We start from the raw sequence: 13,708 nt of genomic DNA on the forward strand, positions 1-13,708 counted from the left end.
CATGAACAAAGTCTATATCGTCGCGGCCTGCCGTACGCCGGTGGGGCGCTTTCTTGGCGCCCTGAAAACGGTCTCCGCGGTGGAGCTGGCAGCGCTCACCGTCAGGCACAACCTGCAGCAGGCCGGCATTGACCCGGCGTGGATCGATGAGGTGATCTGCGGCTGCGTCCTCGCCGCCGGGCAGGGAATGGGACCGGCGCGTCAGGTTGCGCTGCGGGCAGGGATCCCGGTGCAAACGCCGGCTTACACCCTGAATATGATCTGCGGTAGCGGCATGAAAAGCATGACCGAAGGGGCGATCCATATCCAGAGCGGTTATGCCGACCTGGTGGTCGCCGGCGGAATGGAAAATATGAGTCAGGCGCCGTTTTTGCTGCAGGGAGAGATAAGGGGCGGGATGAAATTCGGCGCATTCAGCAGTGAGGATGTGATCCAGCACGACGGGTTAACCGATCCGCTGCTGCAGATCCCGATGGGGGAAACGGCGGAGGCCATCGCCGCGCAGGAGCAGATCTCGCGCGCGGCGCAGGACCGGTATGCGCTGGAGAGCCATCAAAAAGCCTCCGTCGCCAGCCGTGCCGGCTATTTTGCCGATGAGATTGTGCCGGTGACGGTCAGCGCGAAGCGGGGCGTCAGCACGGTCCGCGAGGATGAGCCGATCCGCCATGATCTTAGCGCCGGGCAGCTGGCGGCGCTGAAACCGGCTTTTCGCGCTGACGGCAGCGTCACGGCGGGCAACGCCTCCGGGCTGAACGATGGCGCCGCGTCGGTGATCCTCGCTTCGGCGCGCGCCGTTGCCCGCTATGGCCTGCAGCCGCTGGCGGAGATCGTCTCCTTTGGCGAAGGCGGCGTCGATCCGTCCTTGATGGGGCTCGGCCCACTGCCGGCGATAGCGTGCGCCCTGCGCCGCGGTGGTTTTCAGCTCAGCGATATGGCCCGGCTGAAGATTAACGAAGCCTTTGCCGCGCAGGTATTGGGGGTGGTCAGGGGACTGGCCAGAGAGCATCAGATGACGGAGGAGGAGATTGCTTCCCGCCTGAACGTCCACGGCGGCGCGATCGCCCTCGGTCACCCGCTGGGCAGTTCCGGGACGCGGATCGTGGTCAGTCTGGTGCACGCGCTGCGCCGGGAGAATCAACCGACCGGCCTGGCGTCGCTGTGCATCGGCGGCGGGATGGGGATTGCGTTACTGGTGAAAACGATCTGAGGAGACAAGCGCCATGGAAAAATTAATTGTGGTGGGTGAGAAATTTACCGATTTTGCCCGGCGGCATGAGAATGTGCTGACGGTTAATGAGTTTGAGCGGTTTGTCTGGAGCGGCGAGCTGGCCGGCGTCGATAAAATCATTATCGGTCAGGGGGTACAGCTCGACGACATCTCCCGCACCATCTGCATTATTCGTCAGCACTATCCGGACAAAATCCGCCAGATCGTCAATCTGCAGGATCTCTATTATCAAAACAACCGCGATCATCAGCGGCTGGTACATAAACGTAAAAAAGCGAATATCCTCATCACCTCGCCGGAACAACGCGATGAGGATAGCTATTGCGCGCGCCTGATCCTGCAGGATGCCTCGGAGTTACTCTGCGACCACCAGACCGGGCAACATATTCAGGGGATGGTGCTGATCGAGGCGGCGCGGCAGACCATCATCGCCACCTCGGAAAAATTCCTGCTGGCGGAGGCCGGCGTGGCAATGGCGGAGAAGTACTTTACCCTGAGCTCGCTGCAGGTGGCCTTTTCCTGCTTTGTTTTTCCGCTGCCGGTGACCATCGTCCTCAATGTGGTGTCACGCAAAAGTTCAGCCCATGGCCGCTTCACCTGCGAATGCTCGGTGGGGTTTGACCAGACCGGCACCCGCAAAGCGGAAGTTGGCTTTAGCTTCAGCGTCTATGACCTTAACTACATCACTCGCAAAGAGTGCGAGCAGGCGGCGCAGTGCCATCAACATTATCTGGTCAGTATTGAGCAGGGGGACGGGGATGAGCATCGCCTTTTTTGATGTGGATGAAACGCTGATTACCGGCAAAAGTATGTTCCTGTTTCTGCACCGCTATGCCGAGGAATATCCGCTGCAGTGCGGTTTGACGGCCGCGGCGATTGTCCGCCAGCTTCAGGCGCTTAGCGAAGCGGGTCAACCGCGGGAAGCGATCAACCGCTACTATTACTCGCTGTTTCGCCACGAGTCGCGTCCCCGGGTGCGGGCGGTCGCCGAGCGTCTGTATCGCGAAGGCGGATATGGTTTTCACCACGAGGTGGTGGCGCGCCTCAGGCAGCATCAGGCGCGGGGGGATGACGTGGTGTTTGTCTCCGGGTCGATGACCGACATTCTCTGGCCTGCGATGGCGGCGCTGGGGGTGGAACATGCCCTGTGCTCGGAGCCGGTGGTGGTGGATGACCGCTATACCGGCGAGCTCTGGCGGACCGCCATCGGCGAACACAAGGCGGCGCATGCTCAGTGCTATGCGCAGGAACAGGGCCGGCCGCTGGCGGCGTGCTACGCCTTTGGCGATCATATCTCGGATCTGCCGCTGCTCACCGTGGTTGGTCACCCCTGCGCGGTGAATCCCTGTCCGGGTCTGCTGGCGGAGGCGCAGCGTCGGGGATGGCCGGTGCTGTGGTCCACCGTCGGCTGACGGCGCGACGGCAAAAAAAAGGGTGGCGCAATGCCACCCCTGGTGCACTTTCTGACGGGGATCAGCCCGGGTAGATGCCGCGGTCTTTACGCGCCATCAGGATGCGCTCGCAGGCTACGATATAGGCGGCGGTACGCAGCGTACATTCTTTCTCGGCCGCTTTATCGCAGACGTGAATGATGGCGTCGGTCATGATGCGGTCCATCTTGGCGTTGATCTCCTCTTCGCTCCAGAAGAAGCTGGCCATGTCCTGCACCCACTCAAAGTAGCTGACGGTCACCCCGCCGGCGTTACAGATAACGTCCGGCACCACGATCACCCCGCGCTCGGCCAGCACATCGTCCGCTTCCGGATAGGTTGGGCCGTTGGCCCCTTCCAGCACCAGTTTGCAGGTCAGCTTCTCAGCGCGCTCGCGGGTGATTTGCCCTTCCAGCGCCGCCGGGATCAGGATGTCCATTGGGGTGGTCCAGAAAGCCTCTTTATCAATCTCCTGGGCGCCCGGGAAACCCGCGATCTGCTTTTTCTCCGCCTGCCAGGCGGTGAGGGCGGCCATATCAATTCCGCCTTCGTTGTACAGGGTGGCGGTGTGATCCTGAATAACCACGATACGGGCGCCGACGCCGGCGAACAGGCGCGCCGCTTCGCTACCGACGTTACCAAAGCCCTGCAGCGCCACTTTAGCGCCTTCAATTTCGATGCCGGCGCGACGGGCCACTTCCCGGCCGGTGACGAACACGCCGCGTCCGGTGGCTTTTTCACGACCGAGGGAGCCGCCGAGGTGGATCGGTTTGCCGGTGACCACGCCGGTGATGGTGGTGCCATGGTTCATGGAGTAGGTGTCCATCATCCACGCCATCACTTTGCCGTTGGTGCCAACGTCCGGCGCCGGAATATCTTTCTGCGGCCCGATGATAATGCCGATTTCGCTGGTGTAGCGGCGAGTCAGGCGTTCCAGTTCACCTTCCGACAGCGAGAAGGGGTCGACGCGGATGCCGCCTTTGGCTCCGCCGTAAGGAATATTGACCGCGGCGCACTTAATGGTCATCCAGGCAGAAAGTGCCATGACTTCGTTAAGATCGACATCCGGATGGTAGCGAACACCACCTTTACCCGGTCCACGCGAAAGATTGTGCTGAACGCGATAGCCCTCGAAGTGGCGAATGGTGCCGTCGTCCATCTGCACAGGGATGTCGACGATCAGCGCACGCTTCGGATGGCGCAGGGTTTCCACCCAGTAGGCAAGATCGCCGAGATAAGGCGCGACACGGTCGATCTGGCGCAGGTAGGTGGTCCATGGAGATGTACTACTTTCAGATGCGTAAGATAACTTTTCCATAAGAGTCCTGTTTCTCAGTGTTATTTATGTCGTGTAAAACCGTGGAATAGCTACAGCAGTAAACTCTGTGCAATGAATGGTATCACCAATTTTATAAAGCGGTATTTGACGGCAATTCCGATTTTTAAATTTTTGTTAGATTTTTTATTTTTTAAGTGAATAACTACGCACAAGAACCACCCGCAAGCTGTGCATTTTAATTCACTTTTTATTCACTTAAGTGAATAGGAAAATATTTTTTCTATGTTTTTCATTATCTTGATGATCTTCAAAAAGTGAATAAATTGCGTTTCCCTGTATTGACAATCTTATTGTTCACAGGCCAGCATTAGCCCACACAACAACATGGCATTAACCATGAATTAACAATTACCCGCACAAAGAATAGGGCTTAACTTTTCTGTGGTGAATATTTTTACCATCGCAGCGGGCGCGCTCGTGCCCAAAATAAGCCGAGGGTCAGGGTTAATGTCGATTGTCCAACGCGACGGGAGGGTTTTCCGTCGCCTTACGTTCCGGAGATAAATTATGTCAGGCAGCATGACTCGCGAAGATTTTGACGCTTACCTGGTTCCCTGTTTTGCCCCCGCGCCGTTTATTCCGGTGAGGGCGGCGGGCTCCCGCGTCTGGGACCAGCAGGGGAAAGAGTATATTGATATGGCGGGCGGCATCGCAGTGAACGCCCTGGGCCATGCTCACCCGGCGCTGGCGGAGGCCCTGCAGGGGCAACTGGCGAAACTGTGGCATATCGGCAATGGCTATACCAACGAACCGGTGCTGCAGCTGGCGAAAACCCTCGTGCAGTCCACCTTTGCCGACAAGGTGTTCTTCTGCAACTCCGGCGCCGAAGCGAACGAGGCGGCCCTTAAGCTGGCGCGGAAATATGCCCACGATAAGTTCGGCGGTGAAAAAAGCGAAATCATCGCCTTCAACCACGCCTTCCATGGCCGGACGCTGTTCACCGTCTCCGTCGGCGGCCAGCCGAAATATTCCAGCGATTATGCGCCGCTGCCGCAGGGCATTACCCATCTGCCCTATAACGATATCGAGGCGGTGACTGCGGCGATCTCCTCGCGCACCTGCGCGGTGATTGTCGAGCCGATTATCGGCGAAGGCGGGGTGATCCCGGCGGACCCGGCGTTCCTCCAGGCGCTGCGCGCCCTTTGCGATCGCCATCATGCCACCCTGATATTTGATGAGGTACAGACCGGCGCCGGGCGTACCGGCCATCTCTACGCCTACCAGCATTACAACGTCGTCCCGGACATCCTCACCAGCGCCAAAGGGCTGGGGGGCGGCTTCCCGATCGGCGCGATGCTGGCGAAAGAGGCCTGGGCGCAGGTCTTCCAGCCAGGCACCCATGGCACCACCTTCGGCGGTAACCCGCTGGCGGCGACCGTCGCCAACGCCGTGCTGGCCCATCTGGATGCGCCGCTGCTGGCGGGCGTCGGCGAGCGCCATGCGCTGATCGTCGACCAGCTGAATGCCCTCTCTGCCCGTTACGATGCGTTTAGCGCCGTGCGCGGCGCCGGTCTGCTGATCGGCGCCGAGCTGGCGGGACCGCTGCGCGGGAAGGCCAAAACCCTGACCAACCTGGCGGCGGAAGAGGGTGTGATCGCCCTGATTGCCGGTCCGGACGTGCTGCGCTTCGCGCCGGCGCTCAATATCCCGCTGGCAGATATTGCGGAAGCCTTCGTGCGCCTCGATCGCGCCGTTGCCCGCTTAACCCGCTAACCGGGAGGACGGCCTGTGATGCTATTTCGTCCCGTACGGGAAAACGATCTTGACGACATCGTCCGCCTTGCCGCGCGGGCGGGGGTCGGCATGACCTCCTTACCCCATGATGCCGGGCGCCTGGCCGCCCGGATCCGCCGCAGCATTGACACTTTTGCCGGCGCGCTGCCGCGCGGCCAGCAAGGCTTTCTGTTTGTGCTGGAAGACACCGCGCTGTCGCGGGTGGTGGGGGTCAGCGCCATTGAGGTGGCGGTAGGCCTGGACGAGCCGTTTTACAATTTTCGCATTCAGAAAACGGTCCGCGCCTCGAAAGCGCTGGGGGTCTACAAGCCCCAGGAGCTGCTCAATCTGAGCTATGACCACACCGGCCACAGCGAGCTGTGTACGCTGTTTCTCGACCCCGAGTATCAGCGCAACCGCAACGGTCTGCTGCTCTCCAAAGCGCGGTTTTTGTTTATCGCCGCCTTCCGCGAGTGGTTTTCGCCGCACCTGTTTGCCGAACTGCGCGGCTGCAGCGATGAGCAAGGGCAGTCGCCGTTCTGGGATGCGCTAGGCCATCACTTCTTCGAGATCCCGTTCGCCGATGCCGACCGGCTGACCGGCACCGGCATGAAAACCTTTATTGCCGAGCTGATGCCGGCGTACCCGATCTATATCTCGCTGCTGCCGGAGAATGCCCGTCAGGTTATCGGCCAGGTGCACCCCAACACCGCCCCCGCGCGGGCGATCCTCGAGAAAGAGGGGTTCAGCTGGCGCGGCTCGGTGGATATTTTCGATGCCGGTCCGGTGCTGGAGGCGGAGACCGATCAGATCCGCGCCGTGCGCGACTGCCAGTGCCTGCCGGCTCAGCAGTTGGCGGGCACGCTGTCGGTGCCGACGCTCGTCGCCAACGGTCAGTTCGACAATTTTCGGGCGCTGCTGGTGGCCCACGAAGAGCAGGTCTCACTGGACGCCGCCGCGCTGGATGCGCTGCAGGTCACTGAAACCGACCGCGTTTATACGGTAACCCTGAACCCAGAGGAAAACAGATCATGGCGGTAAAAGCACAGTTCATAGCCGGGCAGTGGCAGCCGGGCAGCGGCGCAACGATGAGTAAACTGGCCCCGGAGGATCAGTCTCTGCTGTGGCAGGCGGCCAGCGCGGGGGGCGACGACGTCCAGGCGGCCTGCGCCGCGGCGCGCGCCGCGTTTTATCCCTGGTCGCACCGCCCGCTGGCCGAGCGTATTGACGTCGTACAGCGTTTCGCCGCGCTGCTGGAGACGCATAAAGAGGCGCTGGCGACCCTGATTTCCCGGGAGACCAGCAAGCCGCTGTGGGAGACCCGCACCGAAGTGCAGGCGATGATCGGCAAAGCCGCCATCTCCATCGAGGCCTATCACCAGCGGACGGGCTTTCATGAGTCGACGCTGCCGGACGGTAAAGCGCTGCTGCGCCACAAGCCGCACGGCGTGATGGCGGTCTTCGGCCCTTACAACTTCCCGGGCCACCTGCCCAACGGGCATATCATTCCGGCGCTGATCGCCGGGAATACTATCGTATTTAAACCCAGCGAGCTGACGCCGGCCACTGCGGAACTGACGGTCCAGCTGTGGCAGCAGGCGGGCGTCCCCGACGGGGTGATTAACCTGCTGCAGGGCGGGAAAGCCACCGGCCAGGCGCTGCTGGAAAACCGCGATATCGACGGCGTGCTGTTCACCGGCAGCGCAGCGGCGGGTTTCCACTTCCATCGCTACTTCGGCGGCCAGCCGGAGAAGATGCTGGCCCTCGAAATGGGCGGCAACAACGCGCTGATCGTGGCTGATGTGGCCGATGTCGATGCGGCGCTGCATGTGATTATCCAGTCGGCGTTTATCTCCGCCGGACAGCGCTGCACCTGCGCGCGCCGGCTGATTGTTCAGCGCGGCGAGCAGGGGGATGCGCTGCTGCGGCGGCTGGTGGAGGCCAGCGCGCAGATCCGCGCCGGGAAATGGGATGACCAGCCGGCGCCGTTTATGGGTGGCGTGATTTCCCTTGAGGCGGCGCAGAACATGCTGGCGGCGCAGCAGAAACTGGAGGGACTTGGCGGCAAGGTGCTGCTGCGCCTGCGCCAGCCCGACCCGCACTCCACGGTGCTGACCCCGGGGATCGTCGACGTCACCGGTATCGAGGTGCCGGATGAAGAGTACTTTGGCCCGCTGCTGACGGTTATCCGTTACGACGACTTCCCGGAGGCGATTCGCCACGCCAACCAGACCCGCTATGGCCTGGCCGTGGGGCTGATCTCCAGCGATGCGGCACAGTTTGACCAGCTGGCGGACGAGGCGCGCGCCGGGATCGTCAACTGGAACAAGCCGCTGACCGGCGCTTCCAGTAAAGCGCCGTTTGGCGGGGTGGGCGCCTCCGGCAACCACCGCGCGGCAGCGTGGTACGCCGCCGATTACTGTGCCTGGCCGATGGCCTCTCTGGTCAGCGACACGCTGACGCTTCCGGCGAACGTATCGCCGGGCCTGCCATTCTGATAACGGATCCTGTGAGGACATATGTCTGGTTTTGAAGCTAACTTTGATGGCCTGGTCGGCCCGACGCACCACTATGCCGGACTCTCCGTCGGCAATGAAGCCTCGCAAAATAACCGCGATGGTCTCTCTAACCCTAAAAAGGCGGCGCTGCAGGGGCTGTATAAAATGAAAGCCCTTGCCGATCGCGGATTCGTGCAGGGGATTCTGCCGCCGCAGCCGCGGCCGAACCTGCGTCTGCTGCGCGACCTGGGATTCGAGGGCAGCGATGAGCAGGTCATCCGCCAGGCGGCCCAGGCGGCGCCGCAGCTGCTCTCCGCCTTCAGCTCCGCCTCGTCGATGTGGACTGCTAACGCGGCGACCGTTTCGCCGTCGGCGGATAGCGCCGATGGCAAAGTTCATTTCACCGTCGCCAACCTGAACAATAAGCTGCACCGCATGCAGGAGGCGCCCACCACCTCGGCGATCCTGCGCGCCACCTTCGCCGATCCGCGCTACTTCGCCCACCACGCGGCGCTGCCGCAGCATGGCGACCTCGGCGACGAAGGCGCGGCCAACCATAACCGCTTCTGTCGGGAGTATGACCGGCAGGGGGTGCAGCTGTTTGTCTACGGTCGACGCGCCAGCGGCGGGATCGCCCCGGTGAAGTATCCGGCGCGGCAGACCCTGGAGGCCAGCGAAGCAGTGGCTCGCCTGCATCAGCTGGATCCGCGCTACACGGTGTTTGCCCAGCAGGCGCCGCAGGCTATCGATCGCGGCGTGTTTCATAACGACGTTATCGCGGTCAGCAATCGCCATGTGCTGTTCCACCATCAGCAGGCGTTTGTCGATCAGTCGACAGTATTGGCGACGCTGCGGGCAAAAAGCGACAGTCTCGATATTCCGTTTACCAGCGTGGAAGTGCCGGACGAGCGGGTGTCGCTCGATGACGCGGTGGCCTCCTATCTGTTCAACAGCCAGCTGCTGAGCAAACCCGACGGCAAGATGCTGATTGTGGTGCCAGAGGAGTGCCGCCAGCGGGAAAACGTCTGGCGTTACCTGAGCGATCTCGCGGCCGACAGCGCGTCGCCGATCGATGAAGTGGCGGTATTTGACCTGCGGGAAAGCATGCGCAACGGCGGCGGCCCGGCCTGCCTGCGGCTGCGGGTGGTGCTCAACGAGTCTGAACGTAAGGCGGTCAACGCCCACAGCCTGATGAACGACGAACGTTACCAGCAGCTGACGGCGTGGGTGGAAAAACATTACCGTGACCGGCTGCACGCCCGCGATCTGGCAGACCCGCAGCTGCTGCGCGAGGTTTATCAGGCGCTGGATGAGCTGACGCAGATCCTGCGTCTGGGCGCTGTCTATGATTTTCAGCGTTAAGGAGCGGCAGATGGAGCATCTGGTTAACGATTTACTGCACTGCCGCCTGCAGGCGTGGACCTTTCCGGCGGACATCGAGGCCCGCTGGCTGGGCGAGGGCATCCTGCAGCTGCTGCCGGCCACGCCGTGGCGTCAGGCGACGATCCTCTCCGCTGGCGTCCATGGCAATGAGACCGCGCCGACCGAGCTGCTGCTGCAGCTGACTCACGATCTGAGCCAGGGGCGGCAGCCGCTCACCCAGGCGCTGCTGATCGTTTTTGGTAACCTGCCGGCGATCCGCGCCGCGCGTCGCTATCTGCACAACGACCTCAATCGCCTGTTCGGCGGCCGCCATCTGGCGGTCACCCCGGGCAATGAGTCGCGGCGGGCTTTTGCTCTCGAGCAGGCGGTGCAGGCCTTCTATCGCGCCGCCGATGCGGCGGGGCCGGTCAGCCGTAGTCATCTCGATATGCATACCGCCATTCGCGGGTCGCTGTATCGCCAGTTTGCGCTGCTCCCGGCCCACGAGGAGGATTTTTCGCCCGGCTTCTATCAGCTGCTGCAGGCCAGCGGGATGGACGCCATCGTGCGCCATACCGAAGCGGGCGGGACCTTCACCCACTTCACCTGCGAAAAGTTCGCCGCGCAAAGCGCCACCCTTGAGCTGGGAAAAGTGATGCCGTTCGGCGCCAACGATCTTAGCCTGTTCGCCGCCGCCGACGCGGCGATCCGGGCCTGGATTTCTGACGCGCCGCTGCCGGCGCGCGATAAAGCGCCGGTGGATTACTTCCTGGTCGAGGAGAGCATCATCAAGCGCGAAGGGGAATTTACGCTCAATCTGGCGGCCAACGTCGAGAACTTCACCGCGCTCCCGGCAGGGTATGAGATCGCCCGCCAGGCAGAGAAACGGTGGGTGGTGCAGGCCCGTGCCCCCTATATCCTCTTTCCCAATGCCGGGGTCGCTACCGGCCAGCGCGCCGGGCTGCTGCTCCGCGCCGCGGCGCTTCACCTCCCGCAACCAGCCTGAGGAAACACCATGACTGAACATCAACATCAGGCGCCATCTGCCGCCGGAGGTGAAGGCGCGTCACAGCTTAAGCGCGGGCTTGGCGCCCGCCATATCCAGATGATTGCCCTCGGCGGCGCCATCGGCACCGGGCTGTTTATGGGGGCGGGGCGCAACATCGCCGTCGCCGGCACCTCGATCCTGGTTATCTATGTGCTGGTCGGGTTCTTTACCTATATGGTGATGCGGGCGATGGGGGAGCTGCTGCTCACTCGCCATGACTACCGCTCGTTTGCCGACTTTGTCGGCGAGTATCTCGGACCGCAGGCCAGCTTTTATCTCGGCTGGACCTACTGGCTGAGCTGGGTGGTGACCTGTATCGCCGACGTGGTGGTGTGCGGGAGCTATATGCAGTACTGGTTCCCCGAGCTGTCGGCGTGGATGCCGGCCCTCAGCATGCTGGCTATCCTGTTCCTGCTCAACCTGCTGTCGGTGAAGATGTTTGGCGAGGCGGAGTTCTGGTTCGCCCTGATCAAGGTGATCACCATTATCGCCCTGATCGTCACCGGCGGCTGGATGATTGCCACCGGCTGGACCTCTCCGGACGGCGTGACGGCTTCCCTGAGCCATCTCACCGACCCGACGGCCTTTATGCCTCACGGTATCACCGGCTTTTTCGCCGGCTTCCAGATAGCGATCTTCTCCTTTACCGGTATCGAACTGCTGGGGACGATGACGGCGGAGACCCGCGATCCGCAGCGCATTTTGCCCAAGGCGATCAATGCGCTGCCGCTGCGGATTATCATCTTCTATCTGCTGTCGATGGTGGTGATCATCGCTGTCGCCTCCTGGCCGGGGGTGTCGGCGGAGACCAGCCCCTTCGTAACGCTGTTTGCCAAAGCCGGGCTGCCCGCGGCGGCGGCGGTGATTAACTTCGTGGCGCTGACCTCGGCGATGTCCTCGGCCAACAGCGGGGTCTTCTCCAGCACCCGCATGCTGTACGGCCTGTCGGTGGAGAAGCATGCGCACTGGCAGTTCCGCATTCTGTCGCGCAGCACCCGCATTCCGGTGCGCAGCCTGCTGTTCTCCTGCTTCTGCATGCTGATCGGTACGCTGCTGCTGTTCCTGGTGCCGAATGTGATGACCCTGTTCACCATCGTCTCGACCCTGGCGGCGATTATGGTGGTGTTCAGCTGGGGGATGATCCTCGCGGCCTATCTGGTTTATCGCCGTCAGCGTCCGGATCTGCATGCCGGGTCGATCTTTAAGATGCCCTTTGGCGTGGTGATGAGCTGGGTGAGCCTGCTGTTCTTCGCCTTCGCCATCTTCATCATGATCTTTGACCCGGACACGCTGCTGGCGCTGCTGGCTTCTCCGCTGTGGTTTATCGCGCTGTGGGCCTTCTGGAAGCTGAAGCAGCGGCGCGAAGGGCAGCTTCAGCTGGACAATCAGAGCGCCTGACACCCGCCGGCCCTGGCGGCCGGCTAAGGGGTGTGGCCAGGGCGTCTTAGCCGTTGTTCCCGTTCGTCTGCCCGGTGGCGGCTGGCGCCTTACCGGGCCCGGAAGGTGCGGTTTCCCCCGCGGCGTGATCCCCCTGTAGGCCCGCGCAAGCGCAGCGCCGCCGGGCAGGATGGTCGGCGCCGAGATAGCCCGGACCGGCTGCGGTCAGGCGCTTTCCGCCCGGGAGCGCGCCGCGCCAGGGACGGATTTCATCCGGCTGGCGCAGAATATCGCCAGCAGCGAAATCGCCACCGTCACGCCCAGGTAGACGGCCACCGGTCGCCAGTCACCATCGTATTTCGCCAGCAGACCGGTGGCGATAAGCGGCGCGGTGCCCCCGGCCAGCGCGGCGCCCAGCTGGTAGCCGAGGGTGATCCCGGTATAGCGCACATTGGCGCTGAAAATCTCTGAGCACAGGGTGCCCAGCACCGCGGTCACCGGCGCCCACAGGATGCCGAAGGCAACGATCGTCGCCAGCATAATGCCCCAGCTGGTGCCGGTGTCGAGCAGCAGAAACCACGGGACGATAAACAGCCCCAGCAGCACCACGCTCAGGGTGTACATTTTTTGCCGACCCACCTTGTCGGACAGTAGCCCCATCAGCGGGATCATCACGGTGGCCACCAGCGCGCCCAGGGTGACGGATTCCAGCGCCTGCGACTTCTGATAGCTCAGGGTGGTGGTGGCGTAGCTGACCACAAAGGTGGAGAAGATATAGAAGGGGGCGGTCTCCACCACTTTCAGACCCGCGGCGATCAGCACTTCCCGCCAGTGGTGTTTGAGCGTCTCGCGCAGCGGAGCCTTCGCCACCTGGCCAGACTGTTTCACCTGCTTAAAGGCGGGCGTTTCGTCGATGTCTTTGCGGATCCACAGGCCGAGGAAAACGAGGACGGAGCTGAGCAGGAACGGAATTCGCCAGCCCCAGGCGAGAAACTGCGCCTCATCGAACAGGGTCATCAGCGAGACGATGAAGGTTGCCATCAGCATGCCGATGGTCACGCCGGCCTGGGGAATACTGCCGAAAAAGCCTTTCCGCTTTTCCGGGGCGTATTCGTAGGCCAGCAGCAGCGCGCCGCCCCATTCGCCGCCGATACCCATGCCCTGAATAATGCGCAGGGTAATCAGCAGGGCCGGCGCCCACAGGCCCACCATCTCGTAGGTGGGCAGCAGGCCAATGGCCACCGTGGCGCTGCCCATCAGCGACAGGGTGAGCACCAGCGTCTTCTTGCGACCGATGCGATCGCCGATATGGGCGAAAATGACTCCGCCGATGGGGCGGATAAAAAAGGTGAGCGAAAAGGAGAGCCAGGAGAGGATCAGACCAATGACCGGGTCGACCATCGGAAAGAAGATTTTGTTAAACACCAGCGCGGCGGCGGTGCCATAGAGAAAATAATCGAACCATTCGATGGCGCTGCCGGTCAGGCTCGCGATCAGTACCTTCTTGTTTTTCTGCAGAATGGATGCAGTGTTGCTTGCTGGATTGCTCATTACGAAACGTTCTCCCGCCACGGTAAAAGGTCAGGTGTCACTCTGTGCGTGCAGGGTGCAACCTGATGTGAAAAAGGTTGTGTAATTGTTAAGCAACTTAGAGTTGATGGTTACAATTGGCAAGTTATCCCTCGGCAATGCGGGCAAGAAAACGCGCTTTTA

General features: G+C 62.0%; 11 protein-coding genes and 1 pseudogene. 9 read left to right on the forward strand and 3 right to left on the reverse strand.

What is annotated here, in order from left to right; translation table 11 throughout:
- The first annotated feature begins 1 nt into the window (after position 1).
- Genes ACQUTI_RS00425 through ACQUTI_RS00435 form a run of 3 tightly spaced genes read left to right on the forward strand, consistent with a single transcriptional unit; the run spans position 2 to position 2,640 of the window.
- On the forward strand, positions 2 to 1,207 hold the full coding sequence (locus tag ACQUTI_RS00425; RefSeq protein ID WP_186602369.1) for an acetyl-CoA C-acyltransferase: 1,206 nt from the start codon (positions 2 to 4) through the stop codon (positions 1,205 to 1,207).
- Positions 1,208 to 1,220: 13 nt separating this feature from the next.
- Positions 1,221 to 2,006, forward strand: coding sequence for an AfsA-related hotdog domain-containing protein (locus tag ACQUTI_RS00430; protein WP_023318124.1), 786 nt, complete (start codon positions 1,221 to 1,223; stop codon positions 2,004 to 2,006).
- Positions 1,987 to 2,640: an HAD family hydrolase gene (locus ACQUTI_RS00435; RefSeq protein ID WP_053810446.1), complete on the forward strand. Its 654-nt coding sequence runs from the start codon at positions 1,987 to 1,989 to the stop codon at positions 2,638 to 2,640. Before ACQUTI_RS00430 ends, ACQUTI_RS00435 begins: the two co-directional genes overlap by 20 nt.
- A gap of 61 nt (positions 2,641 to 2,701) precedes the next feature.
- Here ACQUTI_RS00435 and ACQUTI_RS00440 read toward each other — a convergent pair whose 3' ends face one another.
- Complete coding sequence (locus ACQUTI_RS00440; protein ID WP_004204074.1) at positions 2,702 to 3,976, reverse strand: Glu/Leu/Phe/Val family dehydrogenase; 1,275 nt, start codon at positions 3,974 to 3,976, stop codon at positions 2,702 to 2,704.
- A 212-nt stretch (positions 3,977 to 4,188) separates the two neighbouring features.
- Positions 4,189 to 4,335, reverse strand: a pseudogene (locus tag ACQUTI_RS00445) (hypothetical protein).
- Between the two features lie 169 nt (positions 4,336 to 4,504).
- Between ACQUTI_RS00445 and ACQUTI_RS00450 the strand changes: the two are divergent.
- From ACQUTI_RS00450 to ACQUTI_RS00475, 6 genes are read left to right on the forward strand one after another with little or no spacing between them, the layout of a single operon-like run.
- Positions 4,505 to 5,710: a bifunctional succinylornithine transaminase/acetylornithine transaminase gene (locus tag ACQUTI_RS00450; RefSeq protein WP_004204075.1), complete on the forward strand. Its 1,206-nt coding sequence runs from the start codon at positions 4,505 to 4,507 to the stop codon at positions 5,708 to 5,710.
- 18 nt (positions 5,711 to 5,728) lie between these two features.
- On the forward strand, positions 5,729 to 6,751 hold the full coding sequence (gene astA / locus ACQUTI_RS00455; RefSeq protein ID WP_017898716.1) for an arginine N-succinyltransferase: 1,023 nt from the start codon (positions 5,729 to 5,731) through the stop codon (positions 6,749 to 6,751).
- Positions 6,742 to 8,208 (forward strand): succinylglutamate-semialdehyde dehydrogenase, encoded by a 1,467-nt coding sequence (astD, locus tag ACQUTI_RS00460; RefSeq protein ID WP_004204079.1) that lies wholly within the window; start codon positions 6,742 to 6,744, stop codon positions 8,206 to 8,208. Before astA ends, astD begins: the two co-directional genes overlap by 10 nt.
- Positions 8,209 to 8,229: 21 nt before the next feature.
- The gene (gene astB / locus ACQUTI_RS00465) at positions 8,230 to 9,570 is read left to right on the forward strand and encodes an N-succinylarginine dihydrolase (protein ID WP_004204080.1); all 1,341 of its coding nucleotides are present in this window, start codon (positions 8,230 to 8,232) and stop codon (positions 9,568 to 9,570) included.
- 10 nt (positions 9,571 to 9,580) lie between these two features.
- Positions 9,581 to 10,576: a succinylglutamate desuccinylase gene (gene astE / locus ACQUTI_RS00470; RefSeq protein ID WP_004204082.1), complete on the forward strand. Its 996-nt coding sequence runs from the start codon at positions 9,581 to 9,583 to the stop codon at positions 10,574 to 10,576.
- A 9-nt stretch (positions 10,577 to 10,585) separates the two neighbouring features.
- A complete protein-coding gene (locus tag ACQUTI_RS00475; protein ID WP_004204083.1) occupies positions 10,586 to 12,016 on the forward strand; it encodes an amino acid permease in 1,431 nt (476 codons plus the stop codon).
- Positions 12,017 to 12,220: 204 nt separating this feature from the next.
- Here ACQUTI_RS00475 and ACQUTI_RS00480 read toward each other — a convergent pair whose 3' ends face one another.
- A complete protein-coding gene (locus tag ACQUTI_RS00480; protein ID WP_004204084.1) occupies positions 12,221 to 13,546 on the reverse strand; it encodes an MFS transporter in 1,326 nt (441 codons plus the stop codon).
- Positions 13,547 to 13,708: the final 162 nt, after the last annotated feature.

The organism is Klebsiella sp. 7-CIP_Kleb., assembly GCF_050378655.1.
GTDB classification, from domain to species: Bacteria; Pseudomonadota; Gammaproteobacteria; order Enterobacterales; family Enterobacteriaceae; genus Klebsiella; species Klebsiella quasipneumoniae.